At 68.9% G+C, this 20,083-nt stretch carries 14 protein-coding genes; 5 read left to right on the top strand and 9 right to left on the bottom strand.

From position 1 onward, the window contains the following. Positions 1-42: 42 nt before the first annotated feature. Complete coding sequence (locus ASD43_RS07080; RefSeq protein ID WP_045253600.1) at positions 43-1,065, bottom strand: LacI family DNA-binding transcriptional regulator; 1,023 nt, start codon at positions 1,063-1,065, stop codon at positions 43-45. Positions 1,066-1,254: 189 nt separating this feature from the next. On the opposite strand from ASD43_RS07080, the gene ASD43_RS07075 reads away from it, so the two are divergent. From ASD43_RS07075 to ASD43_RS07060, 4 genes are all read left to right on the top strand, one after another. Next, positions 1,255-2,550 (top strand): ABC transporter substrate-binding protein, encoded by a 1,296-nt coding sequence (locus tag ASD43_RS07075; protein ID WP_056415337.1) that lies wholly within the window; start codon positions 1,255-1,257, stop codon positions 2,548-2,550. An 81-nt stretch (positions 2,551-2,631) separates the two neighbouring features. Continuing rightward, positions 2,632-3,537, top strand: a complete 906-nt coding sequence (locus ASD43_RS07070; protein WP_056419291.1) for a carbohydrate ABC transporter permease — start codon at positions 2,632-2,634, stop codon at positions 3,535-3,537. 5 nt (positions 3,538-3,542) lie between these two features. Continuing rightward, entirely contained in the window at positions 3,543-4,433 is an 891-nt protein-coding gene (locus ASD43_RS07065; protein WP_082539301.1) for a carbohydrate ABC transporter permease, read from the top strand. After that, positions 4,430-6,298, top strand: coding sequence for a glycoside hydrolase family 127 protein (locus tag ASD43_RS07060; RefSeq protein WP_157550885.1), 1,869 nt, complete (start codon positions 4,430-4,432; stop codon positions 6,296-6,298). The genes ASD43_RS07065 and ASD43_RS07060 overlap by 4 nt, the downstream gene beginning before the upstream one ends. A 79-nt stretch (positions 6,299-6,377) precedes the next feature. Here ASD43_RS07060 and ASD43_RS07055 read toward each other — a convergent pair whose 3' ends face one another. From ASD43_RS07055 to ASD43_RS07020, 8 genes are all read right to left on the bottom strand, one after another. Further along, complete coding sequence (locus ASD43_RS07055; protein ID WP_056415330.1) at positions 6,378-7,421, bottom strand: ABC transporter permease; 1,044 nt, start codon at positions 7,419-7,421, stop codon at positions 6,378-6,380. Then, positions 7,418-8,485 carry an ABC transporter permease gene (locus ASD43_RS07050; protein WP_056415327.1) on the bottom strand — a complete coding sequence of 356 codons (1,068 nt, stop codon included), beginning with the start codon at positions 8,483-8,485 and terminating at the stop codon, positions 7,418-7,420. The genes ASD43_RS07055 and ASD43_RS07050 overlap by 4 nt, the downstream gene beginning before the upstream one ends. Next, positions 8,482-10,089 (bottom strand): sugar ABC transporter ATP-binding protein, encoded by a 1,608-nt coding sequence (locus tag ASD43_RS07045; protein ID WP_056415325.1) that lies wholly within the window; start codon positions 10,087-10,089, stop codon positions 8,482-8,484. The genes ASD43_RS07050 and ASD43_RS07045 overlap by 4 nt, the downstream gene beginning before the upstream one ends. 91 nt (positions 10,090-10,180) lie before the next feature. After that, positions 10,181-11,176 carry a substrate-binding domain-containing protein gene (locus ASD43_RS07040; RefSeq protein WP_056415322.1) on the bottom strand — a complete coding sequence of 332 codons (996 nt, stop codon included), beginning with the start codon at positions 11,174-11,176 and terminating at the stop codon, positions 10,181-10,183. Between the two features lie 180 nt (positions 11,177-11,356). Then, positions 11,357-12,904, bottom strand: a complete 1,548-nt coding sequence (locus tag ASD43_RS07035; RefSeq protein ID WP_056415318.1) for a sugar ABC transporter ATP-binding protein — start codon at positions 12,902-12,904, stop codon at positions 11,357-11,359. Then, positions 12,901-13,920: a LacI family DNA-binding transcriptional regulator gene (locus tag ASD43_RS07030; protein WP_056415315.1), complete on the bottom strand. Its 1,020-nt coding sequence runs from the start codon at positions 13,918-13,920 to the stop codon at positions 12,901-12,903. The genes ASD43_RS07035 and ASD43_RS07030 overlap by 4 nt, the downstream gene beginning before the upstream one ends. A 165-nt stretch (positions 13,921-14,085) precedes the next feature. Further along, positions 14,086-17,046 carry a family 43 glycosylhydrolase gene (locus ASD43_RS07025; RefSeq protein ID WP_235564061.1) on the bottom strand — a complete coding sequence of 987 codons (2,961 nt, stop codon included), beginning with the start codon at positions 17,044-17,046 and terminating at the stop codon, positions 14,086-14,088. Positions 17,047-17,606: 560 nt separating this feature from the next. Continuing rightward, positions 17,607-18,866 (bottom strand): D-arabinono-1,4-lactone oxidase, encoded by a 1,260-nt coding sequence (locus ASD43_RS07020; protein ID WP_056415312.1) that lies wholly within the window; start codon positions 18,864-18,866, stop codon positions 17,607-17,609. 79 nt (positions 18,867-18,945) lie between these two features. Here ASD43_RS07020 and ASD43_RS07015 point away from each other — a divergent pair, with 79 nt between their 5' ends. Beyond that, on the top strand, positions 18,946-19,992 hold the full coding sequence (locus tag ASD43_RS07015) for a LacI family DNA-binding transcriptional regulator (RefSeq protein WP_056415309.1): 1,047 nt from the start codon (positions 18,946-18,948) through the stop codon (positions 19,990-19,992). Positions 19,993-20,083: the final 91 nt, after the last annotated feature.

Below are 20,083 nucleotides of genomic sequence, written 5' to 3'. Positions count from 1 at the left end.
CACCGTGCCGCGCGCACGATCGACCGGACGTGCGGGCACGCCTCAGCGTCGGGCGATCGTGGATCCGCGGATGACGAGACGCACCGGCAGACGGTGCGTGCCCTCACCGATGTCGATGCCGTCGATCGCGTCGAACACCCGCAGCGCCGCCTCGCGACCCAGCTGCTGCAGGTTGGCGTCGATGCTGGTCAGCTCGGGTCGGGCGTTGGTGGCGAGCACCTGCCAGTTGTCGTAGCCGATCACCGCGAGGTCGTCGGGAACCGATCGGCCGAGATCCCGCGCCGAGTCGAGCGCCCCCCGGGCGATCTGATCCGACCCGCAGAACACCGCATCGATGTCGGGATGCCGCTGCAGCAGCATCGCCGCGGCATCGCGTCCCCAGTGCTCCGTCCACTCCGAGAACATCGGCTCGCCGACGAGCTCGAGTCCCGCGTCGCCGAGTGCAGCTCTGGCGCCGGCGAGGCGGTCCTGCGCCGCGGCATAGGTCGGGTCGCCCGAGATGTGCGCGATGCGCCGCCGTCCGCAGGCGAGCAGATGCTCGATCGCGAGACGCCCTCCCGCGTAGTTGTCGGGGGTCAGCGACAGGTCGTGCGGGTCGTCTGACGGCGCGTAGGCGTAGACGACGGGCACCGGGATCTCCTGCCCGAGCGACGGACGCGGATCGGTCTGCCGCCCCACGACGATGATGCCGTCGACCCGGCGGCTCAGAAGTTCACGCAGGTGGTGCTGCTCGCGGATGGCGTCACCTCGGGCATCGCACAGGAAGACGTTGATGCGGCCGGCGCCGAAGGCGTCTTCGGCGCCCATGAGGATCGGCAGCATGAACCGACCCTCGAGGTCGCTGGTGAGCAGACCGACCGTGCCCGTGCGGCCGGCGAGGAGGCCCCGGGCCATCGCGTTGGGCGTGAACGAGAGTTCGTCGGCGATCGCACGGACCTTGGCCCGCGTCGCCGCCGAGACGTCACCGCGATCGTTCAGCGCCTTGGAGGCCGTCGAGATCGACACTCCTGCGCGCGCGGCGACATCGCCGAGGGTCACAGCCCGCACTCCGGTCGAATCGCTCATCTCACTCCCTGATGCTGAAAGGTTATCGGAACAAGGCTTGACGACCCCGTCACAACCACGCTATACCTTTTCGAAAGGGTTTTCGTAAGTTTCGAAAAATCCGGATCCACACCATCTCCACACCGGCGCTGCACTGCCGAAGCGCCACACCGCATCCGCTCGAGGAAGAGCCAAGAGGAGCCCCCGCCCATGAACATCATCCGCACACACGCCGCGCGCCGCGCATCCGCCGCCGTCGTCGCGGCCGGCCTGCTGGTCGGCGGCCTCGCCGCCTGCGCACCCGCCGCAGACGAGGCCTCGAACGAGCCGATCACGGCGGAGGGGACCGACGACGGCACGACGCTGACGCTGTGGACCCGCGCGCCCATCGAGCGCCAGGCCAAGCTGCTCGTCGACGCCTACAACGCGAGCCACGAGAACCAGGTCGAGCTCACGGTCGTGCCCAACGACGACTATGTCGCCAAGGTCGGCGCCGCAGCCGGCTCGGGAGGGCTGCCCGACCTCTTCGCCGCCGACATCGTCTATGTGCCGAACTGGGCCCAGCAGGGACTCTTCCAGGACATGTCCGAGCAGATCGACGGCCTCGACTTCAAAGACGAGATCAACCCCGGCCACCTGGCGGCGGGCACGGTCGACGACGCGGAGTACGTGCTGCCGTTCGCCCTCGACCTCTCGATGCTCTTCTGGAACAAGGAGCTCTTCGCCGAGGCGGGCCTCGACCCCGAGAAGGCACCCGCCACGCTCGAGGAGTTCTCCGAGGCGGCCATGGCCGTGCAGACTCTGAACAAGCCCGACACCTACGGCACGGCGACGGGCCTGAACTGCGGCGGATGCCTGGTGTTCACCTGGTTCCCCTCGATCTGGGCATCCGGTGACGAGGTCATGAACGACGACGGCACCGAGTCGCTGCTCGACGGAGGCTCCGCCCAGGCGGTGTACGACACCTGGGCCGGGCTCGAAGAGGCCGGAGCCGTGCTCCCCAGCTCGACCGACGAGGCCGGCCCGACGTGGACGGCCGCGTTCAGCGAGGGCAAGGTCGGCGTGATGCCCTTCCCCGCCACCCTGCTCCCGTCTCTCGACTTCGACGCCGGCGTCGCCGGCATCCCCGGTGTCGACGGAGGCGTCTCGACCTTCGTCGGAGGCGACGGGATCGGCATCTCGAAGGACTCGAAGAAGGCAGCGCAGGCCTGGAACTTCCTCAACTGGATGATGTCGGAGGACGCTCAGGTCGAGGTGCTCGCGAAAGACGGCAACGCCGTGTCGCGCGGTGACCTCGCCGACAACGAGTACTCCTCCGCCGACCCGAGGCTCGTCACGATCAACGAGGTGGCGGCCAAGGGCGACACCCCGGTGGCGCTCAACTTCCAGCAGGCCTTCAACGCTCCGGGCAGCCCCTGGCTCACGCTGATCCGCAACGCGGTGCTCAACGGCGAGGACTCGGTGCCGGCCGACAACGAGGAGATCACCGCGATCCTCTCGCAGTGACCACGGATGCGGGGCCGGAGCGAACGCGCCGCCCCCGCATCCGTCCCGCACGTCCCGCACTCCCGATCGAAAGAGACCGAGATGACCCAGACCGCACCCCTCTTGCGGCGCCGCAGACCGCGCACCGCGTTCGGCGGCCCGGTGCAGGGCTGGCTCTATGCCGCCCCCACCGCGATCTTCGTCGCCCTGCTGTTCGTCGTGCCGCTGGTGCTGGTGGTGCAGATGTCGGCCTCCGATTGGCCTCTGCTCAGCGGCAACCGGGGCATCAACTTCCCCGAGAACTACGCGGATGCCGTCACCCACCGCCTCTTCTGGGACTCGATCCGCTTCACGCTGCTCTACACCGTCATCACGACCGTCATCCTGATCGGTCTCGGCCTCGGGCTCGCCCTGCTCGTGCAGGAGTCGACGCGGTGGAAGGGCTTCCTGCGCACCGCCTTCCTGATCCCCAGCGCGCTCGGCCTCGCGTCGGCGTCGCTGCTGTTCTACGTGCTGTACTCCCCCATCGCCGGCCCCTTCGCCGGCCTGATGAAGTCGTGGGGCATCACGTTCCTCGGCACGCCGGAGGGGGCGCTGTGGTCGACGATCTTCCTCATCGTGTGGCGCTTCGCCGGCTTCTACATGCTGCTGATGCTCGTGGGTCTGCAGGGCATCCCCGACGACATCTACGAGGCCGCGCGCATCGACGGCTCGAGCCCGTGGCAGACGTTCCGCCACATCACGGTGCCGCTGCTCAAGCCGACGTTCGCGCTCACCACCGTGATGTGCGTGACCGGGTCGCTGCTCGCCTTCGAGCAGTTCTACATCCTCACCAAGGGCGGCCCCGACAACAGCACGATGACGGTCGTGCAGCTCATCTACAACGTGGCCTTCCAGGGCCAGAACAGCCTCGGCATCGCCGGAGCCCTCTCGGTGATCGTGCTCCTCGCACTCATCGTCATCAACGTCTTCCAGTTGCGCGCCTTCCGGCGTCCGGATGAGAGCTGAGAACCATGACCGAAACGCTCACCCGCACGATCGTCGCGCCGAACAGTCAGCCCGTCGCACCGCGATACCGCTCGACGGCGATGCGCGTCATCTTCGGCATCCCGTACTGGGTGTTCACGACCGCGCTCGCCGTGATCTTCCTCTATCCCCTCATCTGGACGGCCGTGTCGTCGCTCAGCCCGGTGGCGGGCACCAGCCAGACCGACGGCTGGGGCTTCGGCAACTACATCGCCCTCGGCGACTACCAGGCCGGCATCTGGGTGTACCTCGGCAACTCGCTGTTCGTCTCGGTGCTCACCGTCGCGCTCACCCTGTTCATCTCGCTGCTGGGCGGCTACGCATTCGCGCGCTTCTCTTTCCCCGGCAAGAACGCGCTGTTCCTGCTGACCCTCGCGATCCTGATGGTGCCGTATGCCACGCTGCTGATCCCGCTGTACGTGATCCTGAACGCGGTCGGCCTGCAGAACTCGCTCGTCGGCGTCGCCCTGGTGATCACGATGTTCCAGCTGCCGTTCTCGATGTTCATGATGCGCATCTCGTTCGAGTCGATCCCGAAGGAGATGGACGAGGCGGCGATGGTCGACGGATGCTCGAGCTGGGGCGCCCTCTGGCGCGTGCTGCTGCCCGCGGTCAAGCCCGGCCTCGTGACCGTCGGACTGTTCGCGTTCCTCACCGCGTGGAACGACTTCATGGCCCCACTGATCCTCATCAACGACACCAACCGCATGACGCTGCCGCTCGCGGTCGCGAACCTCCGAGGACAGGTGCAGGGAGTGGTCGACTACGGCGCCACCGAGGCGGGGGTCGTCGTGCTGGCGCTCCCCTGCATCCTGCTCTTCCTGATCCTGCAACGACACTACGTGCGCGGATTCATGTCCGGCGCCTTCAAGGGATGACCATGTTCGACACCACCACACCCGCCGCTCCGGTGGTCCCCACCCGCGGACGCCTGCGCCCTCTCGGCCTCGACGAGGTCTCGATCACCGGTGGATTCTGGGGCGAGCGGCAGGCCGTCAACGGGTCGGCCACGCTCGCGCACATCGAATCGCGACTCGAATCGGAGGGCTGGCTGCCCAACTTCGACCTCGCGGCCGCCGGCTCACTGCCGTCCGGGCGCCGCGGGCGCGAGTTCGCCGACTCCGAGATCTACAAGTACCTCGAGGCGCTCGCGTGGGAGATCGGCCGCACGGACGCCGCGGCCGACAGCGACCTCGAGCGGCGATTCCGTCGCATCGTCGATCGGGTCGGCGCCGCGCAGGAGCCCGACGGATACCTCAACACCATGTTCGGACGCGAGGGGCAGGACGACCGATGGACGGCGCTGCAGTGGGGCCACGAGCTGTACTGCCTCGGGCACCTGTTCCAGGCGGCCGTCGCGCGGGTGCGCACGCGGCCCGAGTCGGATGACGGGCTGATCGACATCGCCCGCCGCGCCGCCGACCTCGTCTGCCGCGAGTTCGGTCCGGACGCACGCGACGCGATCTGCGGACACTCCGAGGTCGAGGTGGGCCTGGCGGAGCTCGGCCGAGCTCTCGACGAGAGGCGCTACCTCGATCAGGCCGCTCTGTTCGTCGAGCGGCACGGCCGTGGTTCTCTGGGCGAGATCGAGTGGGGGCGCAGCTACTTCCAGGACGATGTGTCGGTGCGCGACGCCGAGGCGCTGCGCGGGCACTCGGTGCGCGCCAACTACCTCTCCGCCGCCGCCGCCGACGTGGCGACCGAGCTGTCGGATGCGTCGCTGCTCGACGCCCTGCGCGCGCAGTGGGATCGCACGGTCGAGCGCCGCACCTACGTCACGGGCGGCCAGGGGTCGCACCATCAGGACGAGGCGTTCGGCGACGACTGGGAGCTGCCGTCGGATCGCGCCTACTCCGAGACCTGCGCGGGGATCGGATCGATCATGTTCTCGTGGCGCCTGCTGCTCGCGACCGGCGAGGCGCAGTACGCCGACCTGATCGAGCGCACGCTGTTCAACGTGGTCGCGACCTCTCCGGGGTCGGACGGCCGCTCGTTCTTCTACGCCAACACGCTGCATCAGCGCACGCCGGGGATTCCCGCAGACCCGGACGCGACCTCCCCCCGCGCCTCGTCATCGCTGCGGGCACCGTGGTTCGAGGTGTCCTGCTGCCCCCCGAACGTGGCGCGCACCTTCTCTAGCCTCGCCGCCTACGTCGCGACGGCCGATGACGACGGCGTGCAGCTGCACCAGTACGCGCCGTCGACCGTGCGCACGACGCTGCCGGACGGCCGGGTCGTCGCGTTCGACGTGTCGACCACCTACCCCGCCGAGGGGGTCGTGCGGATCACGATCACCGAAGACGCCGAGTTCGCCCTGACGCTGCGCGTGCCCTCCTGGGCCTCGGGAGCGACGGTGCGCGTGCGCCGCGGAGACGAGGCGAAGGAGTCCCCTGCGCCTGCCGGTGCGCTCCAGGTCGCTCATGCGTTCCGCGCCGGCGACGTCGTCGAGCTGACGCTGCCGATCGTGGCGCGCGCCACGGCACCGCATCCGATGGTCGATGCCGTGCGGGGCAGCGTCGCGATCGAACGGGGCCCCGAGGTCCTGGCGCTCGAGTCGATCGACCTCGGCGCCGACGTCGGAGACGCCGTCGTCGCCGGAGAGCCCGTCGAGCGGGACGGTCATGTCGTGCTGCCGGTGCGGCATCGCTCGACGGGAGAGGCCTCCGACGCGCCCCTGGTCGCCTACCACGACTGGGCTCGGCGCGGCCCGTCGACGATGCGGGTGTGGATCCCGACGAGCTGACGCAGCCGCATCCCGCGCACACGAACGGCCCCCTCTCGATCGAGAGGGGGCCGTTCGTCGTCGATGGCGTCTGACGCCGCTACTCCCGCTTGCGGATCACCGCCCGCTGCAGCAGCACGAACACGAGCAGGATGCCTCCGGTGATGATCGTCGTCATCTCGGGCGGGATGCCGCCGTCGCGCGTGATCAGCACGTTCATGAGTCCGAGCACCAGTGCGCCGATCACAGATCCGAGCACGTAGCCGTACGCACCGGTCAGCACGGTTCCGCCGATGACGGCCGCGGCGATCGCGTCGAGCTCCCACCCGATGCCGGTGATGTTCTGCGCCGTGCCCAGTCGCGCCGTGTACAGCACCGCGGCGAGGCCGGCCAGGCCACCGCTGATCACGTAGACCATGACCTTGGTGCGCTGCACGGGCAGTCCCATCAGCAGCGCCGAGTTCTCGGATCCGCCGATCGCGTAGACGGTGCGGCCGGTGCGGGTGCGGTGCAGCACGAAGAACGCGACCGCCACCACGATCACCGCGATGAGCACCGCCGGGGTGATGACGAGGTCGTTCACCTTGGGCCCGTCGATGATCTTCAGCTGCGACCCGATCCAGCGGATCGGGGAGTCCTCGCCCAGCCGCTCGGGCTTGGTGCTGAGCAGCGAGGCGAGCCCTCGACCGAGGAACATCATCGCGAGCGTCGCGATGAACGGCTGCACGTTGAAGTATCGGATCAGCACGCCCGAGACGACCCCGAACAGCATCCCGATGACGATCATCGCGACGATGACGGCGAATGCGTTCCATCCCGCATTCGAGAGCATGACTCCGGCCACCGACGAGACCGCGATGACCGATCCGACGGAGAGATCGATGCCTCCGGTCAGGATGACGAAGGTCAGGGCGACGGCGAGCACGATCAGGTGCGCGTTGTTGATGAGCAGGTTCGACAGAGTGTTGAACTGCAGGATGCGGCCGTACGCGACTTCTCCGAAGATCACCATGCCCACGAAGATGACGACCGAGGCGACGGTCGGCAGCACCGACGGGTTGGCGCGGATCATGCGCTGCACGCGCTCGAGGAGCGTCTGGGTCGAGCGCTCGTCGGCTCGGGATTCGACGGTCAGGGCGGTCATGCCGACACCTCTTCCTTCTGCAGCAGCTGTTCGACCGGACGTTCCCGGCGTCGACGTGTGAACCAGCTGCGCACCCGCTGCGACTGCAGCAGGCACAGTACGACGATGACGATGGCCTTGAAGGCCGGGGTGGCCGACGACGAGACGCCGAGGTACAGCACGGTCTTGTCGAGGGTGGCGATCAGGAGGGCGCCGACGAACGCGCCGCTCAGCGAGAACTTGCCGCCCGCGAGCGAGGCGCCGCCGATCACGACCGCCAGGATCGCGTCGAGTTCGAGCTGGTAGCCGGTGCGCGAGATGTCGACGGTCATGACGCTGCCGACCGACATGATGCCGGCGACTCCGGCGAGGATGCCGCTCATGATGTAGGCGGTGAGCAGCAGCCCCTTCGGCTTGATGCCGGCCATGCGGCTCGCCTTGGGGTTGATGCCGATCGCCTCGATCATGAGGCCGAGCGCACTGCGCCTGACCACCCAGCCGACCGCGATCACGATGAGCACCGCGAGGATGAACACGACCGGGATGCCGATCACGAAACCGTTCGCGATCCAGCGGAACGAGTCGTTCGAGGCGGTGGTGTTCTGCCCGCCGGTGATCACCTTGGCGATCCCTCGACCGGCGAGCATCAGCACCAGGGTGGCGATGAAGGGCTGCAGCCCGACGTAGGCGACGAGCAGTCCGTTGACCGCCCCGAGGATTCCGGCGATCACCAGCGCCAGGCCGACGGCGGCGAGCGCCGCGCCGAACGAGTCGCCGGCCGCGCTGAGGAACTCCATCGAGACCGCGCCGGCGACGGCCATGAGCGAGCCGACGGAGAGGTCGATGCCGCCGGTGGCGATGACGAGCGACATCCCGATCGCGATCATCATCACCGGGGCGGCCTGGCGCAGGATGTCGACGAGGTTGCCGACGAGGTTGCCGTTGTTGGGGTTGATCGAGAGCGCGAGGTACGTCGGATCCTTGACGACGTTCAGGGCGAGCAGCGCGAGGATCGCGACGATCCCCCAGAAGAAGGGCTTGTGGATCAGATCCCGCCAGATGGCGGTGCCGGCTGACGCGGTCATCGCGCTGCCTCCTTGTCGGTCGTGGGGGCGATGCTATCGGTCACTGCGCCGTCGGTGTCGTCGAGGGTCTCGGCCGCGGCGTCCACACCGTGGGCGGCGATGACGTCGACGATCACCTGTGCGGTGACATCGGGGCCGTTCTGGATCTCGCCGATCTTGCGGTGGTCCTTCAGCACGACGATCCGCTCGGACAGTCGCACAACCTCCTCCAGCTCCGACGAGATGAACACGACCGCGACTCCCTCTTCGGCGAGCTCGGCCACGGCCTCCTGGATCTCGGCCTTGGCGCCGACGTCGATGCCTCGGGTCGGCTCGTCGAGGATCAGCAGCTCGGGCTGCGTCGCGAGCCAGCGTCCGAGCAGCACCTTCTGCTGGTTGCCGCCCGAGAGGTTCTTGATCATGCGATCGGGGTCGGCCGGTCGCACGTGGAACTGCTCGATGTAGCGGTCGACGATCGCGTCCTGCTCCTTGCGGCTCATCGGCCGCGCCCAGCCGCGCTCGGCCTGCACCGCGAGGATGATGTTCTCTCGCACGGTCAGGTCGCCGATGATCCCCTCGTCGCGGCGGTTCTCGGTCGAGAAGGCGAGCCGTCGGGGCAGTGCGTCGGCGGGCGAGCGGAGATCCACCCGCTGCCCGTGCAGTTCGATGGAGCCTTCGTCAGCGCGATCCGCGCCGTACAGCAGCCGCGCGAGCTCGGTGCGGCCGGAGCCGAGCAGGCCCGCGAATCCCACCACCTCGCCGGGGCGGATGTCGATGTCGGTCGCCTCGACCGCACCCCGCCTGGAGATCCCCGTCGCCGACAGCAGCGGCTGCTCGGCGGGGTCGCGCGGCTCGCGGCGTCGGTTGCCGCCGAGCGAGGTGAGCGTGTCGAGATCCTTGCCGATCATCTTCGAGATGAGTGCGTGCCGGTCGAGCTCCCGAGTGAGGTACTCGCCCTCGTATCGTCCGTTGCGCAGCACCGTGAGACGGTCGCTGATCGCGTAGACCTGGTCGAGGAAGTGCGAGACGAACAGGATCGCGACGCCCTGGTCGCGGAGCGAGCGGATGACGGTGAACAGCCCCTCGACCTCGGCCGCGTCGAGGCTCGAGGTGGGCTCGTCGAGGATGAGGACCTTGGCCTTGATCGCCATCGCCCGGCTGATGGCCACGAGCTGCTGCACGGCGATCGAGAGCGTCGAGAGGGGCTTGCGGGTGTCGAGGTGGCCGAGCCCGAGGCGCTCGAGAGCCTCACCGGCCGCGCGATGGGTCGCCGTCCAGTTAATGCCGAACACTCCCCTGCGCTCATGGCCGAGCATCACGTTCTCGCCGATCGAGAGGTTGGGCGCGAGGTTGACCTCCTGGTACACCGTCGAGATCCCGGCGTCCTGCGCGTCGCCGGCACCGCCGAAGCTGCGCGCGCTGCCCGCGACGACGATCGAGCCGGAGTCGATGCGGTACACGCCGGTGAGGGCCTTGATGAGCGTCGACTTGCCCGCTCCGTTCTCACCCATGAGCGCATGCACCTCGCCGGGGAACAGGCGGAAGTCGACGGCGTCGAGCGCCTTCACACCGGGGAACTCGATGGAGATTCCGCGCATCTCGACGAGGGGAAATTCTTCGTTCATGGGTCTCTCCGTCCGGGTGAGTCCGGGTGGCGCAGCGTCTGCGCCACCCGGACTCGCTGCCGGATCGCTCCGGCGTCGGGGTCGGTCTCGATCAGTACTTGCGGTCTGCCAGCACGGCCTGCGCGGCCTCGGCGGAGTCGAACGCCTCGCTCGGGACGACGATGTAGGAGTCGACGTCCTCGCCGGCCAGCGTCTTCTCGACCACGTCGAGAGCCGTCTCGCCGAACAGCGGGTTGTACTCGTGCACGTAGCTGAGCTCTCCGTCGGCAAGGGCGGTCATGGCGTTCTTGGTGCCGTCGATCGTGGCGATCTTGACGTCGGTGCCCACCACGAGGCCGGCCTCCTCAGCGGCCTGCGCCGCGCCGAGTCCCATCTCGTCGTTCTGTGCGAACACGAGCTGGATGTTGTTGCCCGACGACTTGAGCATGGTCTCGAAGACGCTCTTGCCCTCCTCGGCCGACCAGTTCGCGGTCTGCGCGTCGAGCTTCTTCAGCGACGACCCGCCCAGTCCCTCATCGAAGCCGGTGTTGCGCTCGTTGACGACGCCGACGCCGGCGGGACCCTCGAGCACGACGTAGTTGCCGCCGTCGGGGAACGTGGCGGCGGCCCAGGCGCCGACCTCCTTCGCGACCTCGACGTTGTCGGGGGCGATGCGGGTCACGTACAGGCTGTCGTCGTCGGGCTCGATGCCGCGGTCGAGGAGGATGACCGGGATCTCGGCCTCCTGTGCACGCTTGAGCGAGTCCTCCCAGCCGGAGGCCTCGGTGGCCGAGAGCAGGATGACGTCGACGCCCTCGTCGACGAACGACGTGAACGCGTCGATCTGCGACTTCTGGTCGAGGTTGGTGGCCGGGGCGTACTTGAGGTCGTATCCGGCTTCCTCGGTGAAGGTGTCCTGGATGTTCTGCTCGTTGGCCTCGCGCCAGGCGCCCTCGGGTCCGACGGCGACGAAGCCGACGGTGGTGACATCGCCGGAGCCTGCACCCTCTCCCCCGGAGTCCCCGGTCGAGCAGGCCGCGAGGCCGATGGTGAGTGCGCCGACTGCTGCCAGGCCGAACGCGATGCGGATGCGCTTGTTCGCGGACATTTTCTCTCCTCTTCGAGACGCCGGTAGTCATTCCGGCAACGATGGACCGCCGTGGTCCCTGTCGTGATTGCAGGACCGCGATGTCGCGTGTCCTGCCGTGATGTTACCGGGAACAATTTCTGTAACACAAGAGGTAATCGTCAAATCAGCGATTTCGCTACCTAACGATTCTGTTACCGATCACAATTCGACGCTGTGGCCGAGCTCGGCGGCGATCATCTCCACCACCGTGTCGACCGTCACACCCGGTCCGTTGCTGAGCTCGCCGATCTTCTCGCGGTCCTTCAGCACGATGATGCGGTCGCTCAGACGCACGACCTCCTCGAGCTCCGACGAGATGAAGACCACCGCGACCCCGTCGCCCGCCAGCTGACTGATGCGCCGCTGCACATCGACCTTCGCGGCGATGTCGATGCCGCGGGTCGGCTCGTCGAGGATCAGCACGTGCGGGCGCACGGCCAGCGCCCGCGCGAGCAGGATCTTCTGCTGCGTGCCGCCCGAGAGCACGGCGACCGGTCGATCCAGATCCCCCGGATCGAGATGCAGCGCCTCGACGTACGTCTCCACGAGGGCCGACGCCTCGGCCGGCGCGAGCGGTCTCGACCACCCGCGCAGCGCCTGCAGCGAGAGGATCATGTTCTCCCTCGCCGTGAGCTCGCCGATGATCCCCTGCGTTCCGCGGTTCTCGGCCGACAGTGCGATCCGATGCCGCAGCGCCACCGACGGGCTGCGCAGCTGCACCTGCTCTCCGTCGACCCAGAGCACCCCGCTGTCTGCGCGCACGGTGCCGCTCAGCAGCGACGCCACCTCGGTGCGCCCCGAGCCCCGCAGCCCCGCGAGGCCGACGATCTCGCCCCTCTGGATCTCGATGTCCATCTGCTCGAGCTCGCCGCGCCGCCCCAGATCCGACGCCTGCAGCGCGGGCTGCCCGTCGGACGCGTAGTGGTGCGCCTTGCGCTCGGAGCCGAGCGCCCTGAGGCTCTCGATGTCCTTGCCGAGCATCTTCGAGATCAGGTCCGCGCGGTCGAGGTCGCGGGTGGCGTACTCCCCCACCCTCCTGCCCCCTCGCAGCACCGTCATGCGGTCGCTGATCGCGAACGCCTGCTCGAGGAAGTGCGAGATGAACAGGATCGCCACACCCCGCGTGCGGAGCCCTCGGATGACGCGCATCAGCGTCGCGACCTCGGCGACGTCGAGGCTCGACGTCGGCTCATCGAGAACCAGCACCCTCGGTTCGTCGACGACGGCCCGAGCCAGCGCCACGAGCTGCTTCTGCGCGGGGGTCAGCAGCGACAAGGGCGTCTTCGGATCGAGATCCTCGAGCCCGAGCCATGCCAGCGCCTCGGCGGCGTCGGTCCTGGTGCGGCGCCAGTCGATGCCGAAGCGCCCGCGGCGCTCGCGGCCCAGCATCACGTTCTCGGCGACGCTGAGGTTCGGGCTCAGCTGCGCCTCCTGGAACACGGCGGCGATGCCCGCGGCACGGCTGTCGGCGACGCCCGAGAAGCGGCGGGGCTCGCCGTCGACGAGCACCGACCCGGCATCCGGGGCGTGGGTGCCCGTGATCACGCCGACCAGGGTCGATTTGCCGGCCGCGTTCTCACCCATCACCGCATGCACCTCGCCGGGGAACAGCCGGAAGTCGACGTCGTCGAGGGCGTGCGCGCCGGGGAACTCGACCGTGATGCCCTCGAGACGCACGACCGGCTCGGGGGTTCGGTCGGTGCTCATCGCACCTCCCTGGGGGCGGCGGACGAGGCCCGGGGCACCAGCTCGGTCGGGATGCGGGTGAGTGCGGGGATCTCGCGCCCCTCGATCGCGGCTCGCAGCATCTCGACGACGGAGACGCCGAGCGAGCCGAAGTCCTGGCGCACGGTCGTCAGCGGCGGCAGGAAATGCCGGGCGAGGGGGATGTCGTCGAATCCGACGACACTGAGGTCGGTCGGCACCTCGAACCCTCGGTCGTGGAGTCCGTGGACGAGGCCGATGGCCATGTCGTCGTTGGCGGCGAAGATCGCCGTGTACTCGGGCAGTCGGGTGAGACCCTTCGCGAAGTCGTAGGCGAAGTCGGCCGACCAGTCGCCGACCACGATCGGACGCTCGCGGATTCCCCACGACTTCGCCCTGGTGTGGAACGCGCGCTCCCTGGCCCTGGCGTCCAGCCAGTCGAGGGGCCCCGCGAGATGCAGGATGTCGCGATGGCCCAGCGCGACCAGGTGATCGACGACCAGGGTCGTGCCGGCGTGCTGATCGATCGAGACCGTGAGGAACGTCGGGTCGGCGTCGGCCTTGACGACCAGCATCGGCACCGTGATGGCGATGCGGCGCAGCGCGGCGACCGATGACGAGCGCGGCGCGATCACGCACAGCGCGTCGACGCCCTGCGTGACGAGATTGTCGACCGCCTCCTGCGGCGACAGCGCGTCGCCCTCGTGCAGCGCGACCGGCGTGACCGAGTACCCCGCTGCGCGGGCCGACAGCTCGACGGCGCGCAGGATGCTGGTGGGGCCGTGCGCGACCGCGCTCTCGACGATGACGCCGATCCGGCGCGTGCGCTGGGTGGCGAGCGCTCTGGCCACGAGGTTGGGGCGGTAGTCGAGCTCTTCGATCGCCTCGAGGACGCGGCGTCTGGTGTCGGGCTTGATGTTCGGGTGATCGTTCAGCACTCGCGACACGGTCATGTGCGAGACGCCCGCGAGGTCTGCCACGTGCCGGAGGCCGGGCTTGTCGGAACCGAGGTTGGGCATGCGCACCTCCGTCGGTCCCGCCTGCAGAGAATGTTACCGAGAACAGGCACGGCCGTGCAATCGGCCCTCGCCAGGGGCGAGGAGCCCACCCCTTCCTGCTGTGGGGGGCAGCAGGAGGAGGTGGGCTCCCGAGGTCGGTCGCCGTGGGGGGACGGCGACCCCACCTCACTCCGTCTCGGTCTCCACGACCGAGCGGCTTCGACGGCGCAGGATCCAGACCGCGGATCCGAGCGCCAGGAGGAGAGCGCCGAGCGATGCCGCTGTCAGCGACGCACCCGCATCCCCTCCGGTCTTCGCGAGGGAACCGTCGGTGCCCACGCCCGTGCCCACGCCGGTGGACGGACCGCCGCCGGTCGACGTGCCGCCGCCGGTCGACGGAGTACCGGGGCCAGCGCCATCGGTGCCGCCGTCAGTACCACCATCGGTGCCACCATCAGTGCCACCATCGGTCCCACCGTCAGTGCCACCATCAGTACCACCGTCGGTGCCGCCGTCAGTGCCACCATCGGTGCCGCCGTCAGTGCCACCATCGGTACCGCCGTCAGTGCCACCATCGGTCCCACCATCAGTGCCACCATCGGTACCGCCATCAGTGCCACCATCGGTACCGCCATCGGTACCGCCGTCGGTCCCGCCGCCGGTGTCGGCGCGGGCGACGGTGAGCGGCAGTCGTGCGAGCTCCGTCTCACCGTCGCGGAGCACGATGTGGTGCGCACCCGCCGTCGTATCGGCGGGGATCACCACGGACGCCTCGATCCGACCGTCGGCGACGGTCGCGGTGGTGAGCGGGCGATAGGTGCTCTCGATGCCGATCTCGACCTCGTCGGCCGTCACCCCCGTGGCCGTCACGGTGACAGAACCACCCGCGGCGACCTCCGAGACCGAGAGCTGAGCCTCCAGCTCCACCTCGGGGCTGTCGTCGATCGGGGTGAACGCCCAGTTGTCGACCTCGAACAGGTCGGTCTCGGCATCCGCACCCTCGGCACCGGCGAAGACGAAGAACACATCGTGCTCGCCCGTGGCGCCGGTGACGTCGGCCTCGACCGTCGCCCATTCTCCGACCGCGCCGTCGACGGGGATCTCCGCCACGACGGGACCGTCGACGTCATCCAGACGAACCTGGATGCTGCTTCCGGCGACCAGCGGCTTCACCGTCGCCGACACCTTCTGGGCGCCGGCACCGAAGTCGACACCCGCGACGCCCGAGAAGTCTCCGTCATCGACGCTCGAGAGCACCATGTTCCCCGACCCGTTGTGCTCGGGGAACTCGACCGAGACGGCATCCGTCGTGGCCGTGGCGATGCCGAGCTGCCAGGCGAGCGTCTCCGCCTCGAAGGTGCGGTACGGGTCGAAGCTCTCGACCTGCTCCACGCCGGCGCGGGTGCCGACGATCGGCTTGATGGTGCCGTCGTCGTTGAACTCGAGCTTGTCGATGTGCACCGAGCGGTAGCCCTGCGTCGCACCGGGGGTGCCGAGGGCCTCCGCCCACGCCGCACCGCGCGTCTGCGCATGGTAGGTGAAGTACGTCTCGCCCTTGTAGTCGAACATGTCGGAGTGGTTGTTGCCGCCGTTGCCCGCACCGAAGAACGTGCCCTGGTTCTGGAACGCCACACCCGCGTACTCCGAGGATCCGAGCTTCATCGGATCGTCGGTCATCATGTAGGCGATCGCCCCGCGCGACGGGTACAGGCCCGACTGCTCGTTCACCTGGAAGTTCGACGAGTACGAGTAGTAGTACTTGCCGTCGTGCGTGAACATGCTCGAGGCCTCGAACATGCCGGGGGCGTCGATCTCGACCGGGTCTCCGTCGAGGGTGACCATGTCGTCCTTCAGCTTGACGACACGCGTCGACTTCGGGTTCTGCGGACCCTGCACGTTCGGCGAGGTGCCGATCTGCGAGTTGCCGCCGAAGTACAGGTAACCCTGTCCGTCGTCGTCGATGAAGACCTCGGGGTCGAACAACCACATGCCGGCGGGGAATCCGCCTCCGGCGATGTAGTCGCGGGAGACCGTGTCGGGAATGATCTTCTTGCCGAGCGGGTCCTGCCACGGGCCCAGCGGAGAGCCGCCGACGACGACCGCGGTACCGGTTCCGTTGTCGCAGAAGTAGAGGTAGACCTTGCCGTCCTTCTCGATGGCCGCCGGTGCCCAGGAGTTGCGGGACCACGGTGCGGCACCGCCTTCACGAGCGATCGGCACCGCGCCGTGATCGACCCAGTTGACCATGTCGGTCGTGGACATCACGTTCAGACGGGTGATGCCGCCGTAGCCGTTCGACTGCGTCGGCAGGCCGTTCTCGTCCTTGCTGTTCAGGTCGTACTGCTGCGTGTCATCGGTCGAGTAGATGTAGAGACGGCCGTTGTAGACGAGGTGATGCGGGTCCGCACCGAACTTGTGCCCGACGAGGGGGTTGTGGTCGCCGATCGGCTTGGTCTGCACCTTCTCGAGGCTCGTGAAGGCGGGTGCTTCCGGCACATCGGCGATCTTGACCAGCGAGACGTCGTCGACCGAGAAGTCCTGCAGCGCGGCGGAGCCCCACGGGGTCTCGACGAACAGCCATCCCGCCGCGACATGCTTCGCCTCAGCGGTGAACTCCTGCGAGAACGTGCCCCATTCTCCCTTCGTGAACGTATGGCCGTAGTCGGCGCATCCGTTGAAATTCGTCGGGCAGAACGTGAAGTTGAACTGCTGGGTCGGGGCCCCCTCGTCGTATCTGAGCGAGCCGGTGAGGCGGTAGGTGGCACCGAGCTCGATCTTGTCGGCGACGCTCGCGAACGGCCCCGACTGGGTGTTCTCTCGGCCGGTGACGGTGAGAGCGTGCGCGCCGCTGGCGGCATCGTCGCCGAGGGCGAGCGTGCCGCCACGGGGGGCGGTCCACCCGGCGAGATCGGAGACGAACCGGCCGTCCGGCAGGAGGTTGCCGGCGACCACGGGCGGCTCGGTCGCGGTCACTCCGGTCTCGAAGGCGCCGTGGGAGAAGGTGTTCGCGGGAGCGGCGACCGCCGCTCCCGGTGCGGCGACCGCGGTGACGGACGACGCGAGCAGGGCGGCGATGCCCCACAGCGCCGCGGGGCGCGACAGGGATCGGCTACGCTGCCGATCGGCGGATCTGGACTGGGACTTCACGGGTGTTCTCCTTGTGGATCGATTCGCTCGAGGGCGCGCGGGCGCGCTCCGATCACGGCGCTCCCTCGGTGAAGGAGGCCGTCGAGGGCGGGGACCTCAGGCGAAGGTGGGGATGCGACCGAGTCTTCCGCCGCGGTGGATCACCGAGGCGGTCGTCGGTCCCTTGTGGGGTCGGGGGGTCGGGGGGTCGTGGGGTCGCGGGGTCGCGGGGTCGGCCCAGCGGGATTCCCGCGGCCTGGTCAGCGTGGCTGTCGGGGGGCTGCCCTGCTGCACTGCGTGCGCGAGACGACGGGACGCGACAGGGCGAGACCGGTGGGGGCTGAGCAAAATGACCGCGACGTTGTTCATGCACTCTCCTCTTCGAGATGCCGGAGCCCCGCACGACGAGAGCCCGGTGGAGCTGTCGCGGGGCGATGATCACTACGGTTCGCAAGTTACCGGTAACAGTCCGGTGGGCACAGGGTGAAATCCGGAACACCGCCCGTCCTCGATGCAGACGGAGGCGGGCATCACCGCCGGATCACGGCGGTCGGGGTCTCGCTGTGACGACCCGGTGCTCGTTACAGACCGAGCCTCTCGAGGTAGGGGTTCACGAGGCGGCGCTCGGGGTCGAAACGGGCGGCGAGCGCGGCGAAGTCGTCCCATCGCGTATACCGCGAGCGCACTTCGGAGGGATCGAGGGTGAACACCTTGCCCCAGTGCGGCCGGGCGGTCGCCGGAAGCAGGGCCTCGAGCGTGGGGAGGAACGCGCGGACGGCCGCCTCGTCGGGCTTCCACGTGAAGTGGATGCCGACGGCATCCGTGCCGTGTGCGGAGCTCAGCCAGAGGTCGTCCGCGGCGACCGTGCGGATCTCGTTCACGAGCAGCAGCGGAGCGATCTGCCCTGCAAGGGTGCGCACCGCCTGGATCGCGGCGACGGCATCCGCCCGGGGCACCAGGTACTCGCTCTGGATCTCCGCCCCGGCCGACGGCGTGAACTCGAGCTTGAAGTGCGCGAGGCGCTCGAACCAGGGCCCTGGCACGCCGAGCTGATCCGTGCAGGCGATGGGGTCGACACCGAGGATCGGGTGCCGCTCACCGGTGGCGGGCTCCGCGCCGAGCCGTTCGAACAGGTCGTCGCGCAGCAGCTCGTGCGCCTCGGGATGACGCTGCTTGACCCAGATCTGGTCGGCGATGTCGGTGCGGGTCCAGGTCGAGAAGATGCTGACGCTCGTGCCGACGCCGGTCACCTCGTCGAAGTCGGCGAGGATCGCGTCCCAGGACGGATGCTCGAACACGTGCTGCGCCACGTCGTAGGTCGGCTCCACGTCGAGCGTCACGTCGACCACCGCGCCGAGCGCGCCGAGGCTCACGACCGCACCCTCGAAGTCCTCGTCGCCGCGGGCGAGAGCACGCACCTCGCCCGCCGGCGTGACGACGGTGAGCGCGCGCACGGACGACGCCAGCGAGCCGAGTGCGTCTCCGGACCCGTGCGTGCCCGTCGCGACCGCGCCGGCGATCGAGATGTGGGGCAGCGAGGCGAGGTTCGCGAGCGCCAGGCCCTCGGCCGCGAGGCGCGGGGCGATGTCGCCGTAGCGCAGCCCGCCTGAGACGCGCACCGCGTCACGGTCGGCGTTCACCTCGAACACCTCGGGCAGACGGTCGAGTACGACGAGCACCCCGTCGGTGTCGGCGATGTCGTTGAAGCAGTGACGGGAGCCGAGCATCCGCATCGCCCCGCCGCGCGCGAACACCTCCTGGAGCTCGGCGACCGACGACGGATGCTCGATCCGTGACGCCCGGTACGTGAGATTGCCGGCCCAGTTGCGTTCGATCGTCATGGCGCCATAGTAGCCAGCACTCCGGGGAGTACATCGATGTACGGCACGAGCCCGCCCCCTCCGTCGCTAGGCTGACCGCATGACAGCGATGCCGCCGCCCCGCGCGACGATGAAGGACGTGGCGGCGCTCGCGGGGGTCTCGCCCAAGACCGTCTCGAACGTCGTCACCGGCACGACCGCGGTGAGCGAGGAGACACGGCGCAAGGTCGATGCGGCCATGGCGCAGCTCGACTTCGTGCCCAACCTCAATGCCAGGGGGCTGCGCAAGGGACGCTCGGGAATCATCGCCGTGGCGCTCCCCGACCTCGCGACGGCGTTCTCGGCCGAGCTCGTGCACCGCCTGGTCGAGGCGGCGCATGAGCGGGGCCTCGCCGTGCAGATCGAGGAGACGGCGACCGACCCGGAGCGCGAGCGCGAGCTCGTCTCCCGTGCGCGCGCGCACCTGGTCGACGGGCTGATCCTCAACCCCATCCGCCTCGAGGACAGCGTGCTGAAGTACGCCGACCGCCTGCCGCCGCTGGTCGTGCTCGGCGAGGTCGAGCAGAATCGGGCGGATCACGTGCGTATCGACAGCCGACGCGCGGCGGCCGAGGCGACACGGCACGTCCTCTCCCGCGGGGCCACGCGGATCGCCGTGATCGGTGCCGACGACGATGCCACCGTCGCGACCGCGACCAGCCGTCTGCGCCTCGAGGGCGTGCACGATGCCCTGCGTGAGGCCGGCATCGCGCGAGACACTGCGCTCGAGATCAACCCGATGCCGTGGTCGATGACGGGTGGCGCCGAGGGCGTGCAGACGCTCTTCCGCCGCGGCGTCGCCTTCGACGCGATCGTCGCCCTCACCGATTCGCTCGCTCTCGGCGCTCTGCATGCGCTGCACGATCACGGCGTGAGCGTGCCGGACGACGTGATCGTGACCGGCTTCGACGACGTCGAGTTCTCGCGCTACACGTCGCCGTCGCTCACGACCATCGCCTTCGATCGTCGGGCCTTCGCCGATGCGGCGCTGGGCCTGCTCGAGTCGCGGATGGACGACCGCACCGCTCCCCCGCGGTCGCTCACCCTGTCGCACCATCTGCTCGAACGCGACAGCACCCAGGGCGCCCCGCGCGGCTACCGCCCCTGACGCACCCGCTCCGGTCCGTGGACGCGTGCGCATCGGAACTCTCTTGCGCCGTCGATTACATCGATGTAATGATGGGTCGACCCTCACCGCT

Origin of the sequence: Microbacterium sp. Root553 (assembly GCF_001426995.1) — a bacterium.
Lineage (GTDB): Bacteria > Actinomycetota > Actinomycetes > Actinomycetales > Microbacteriaceae > Microbacterium.
This window is presented reverse-complemented; position numbering and strand designations above follow the sequence as displayed.

Bases quoted from the DNA above. Each gene is read 5' to 3' on its own strand.
- ASD43_RS07080 (WP_045253600.1), bottom strand. From the start codon at position 1,065: ATGAGCGATTCGACCGGAGTGCGGGCTGTGACCCTCGGCGATGTCGCC.
- ASD43_RS07075 (WP_056415337.1), top strand. From the start codon at position 1,255: ATGAACATCATCCGCACACACGCCGCGCGCCGCGCATCCGCCGCCGTC.
- ASD43_RS07070 (WP_056419291.1), top strand. From the start codon at position 2,632: ATGACCCAGACCGCACCCCTCTTGCGGCGCCGCAGACCGCGCACCGCG.
- ASD43_RS07065 (WP_082539301.1), top strand. From the start codon at position 3,543: ATGACCGAAACGCTCACCCGCACGATCGTCGCGCCGAACAGTCAGCCC.
- ASD43_RS07060 (WP_157550885.1), top strand. From the start codon at position 4,430: ATGACCATGTTCGACACCACCACACCCGCCGCTCCGGTGGTCCCCACC.
- ASD43_RS07055 (WP_056415330.1), bottom strand. From the start codon at position 7,421: ATGACCGCCCTGACCGTCGAATCCCGAGCCGACGAGCGCTCGACCCAG.
- ASD43_RS07050 (WP_056415327.1), bottom strand. From the start codon at position 8,485: ATGACCGCGTCAGCCGGCACCGCCATCTGGCGGGATCTGATCCACAAG.
- ASD43_RS07045 (WP_056415325.1), bottom strand. From the start codon at position 10,089: ATGAACGAAGAATTTCCCCTCGTCGAGATGCGCGGAATCTCCATCGAG.
- ASD43_RS07040 (WP_056415322.1), bottom strand. From the start codon at position 11,176: ATGTCCGCGAACAAGCGCATCCGCATCGCGTTCGGCCTGGCAGCAGTC.
- ASD43_RS07035 (WP_056415318.1), bottom strand. From the start codon at position 12,904: ATGAGCACCGACCGAACCCCCGAGCCGGTCGTGCGTCTCGAGGGCATC.
- ASD43_RS07030 (WP_056415315.1), bottom strand. From the start codon at position 13,920: ATGCCCAACCTCGGTTCCGACAAGCCCGGCCTCCGGCACGTGGCAGAC.
- ASD43_RS07020 (WP_056415312.1), bottom strand. From the start codon at position 18,866: ATGACGATCGAACGCAACTGGGCCGGCAATCTCACGTACCGGGCGTCA.
- ASD43_RS07015 (WP_056415309.1), top strand. From the start codon at position 18,946: ATGACAGCGATGCCGCCGCCCCGCGCGACGATGAAGGACGTGGCGGCG.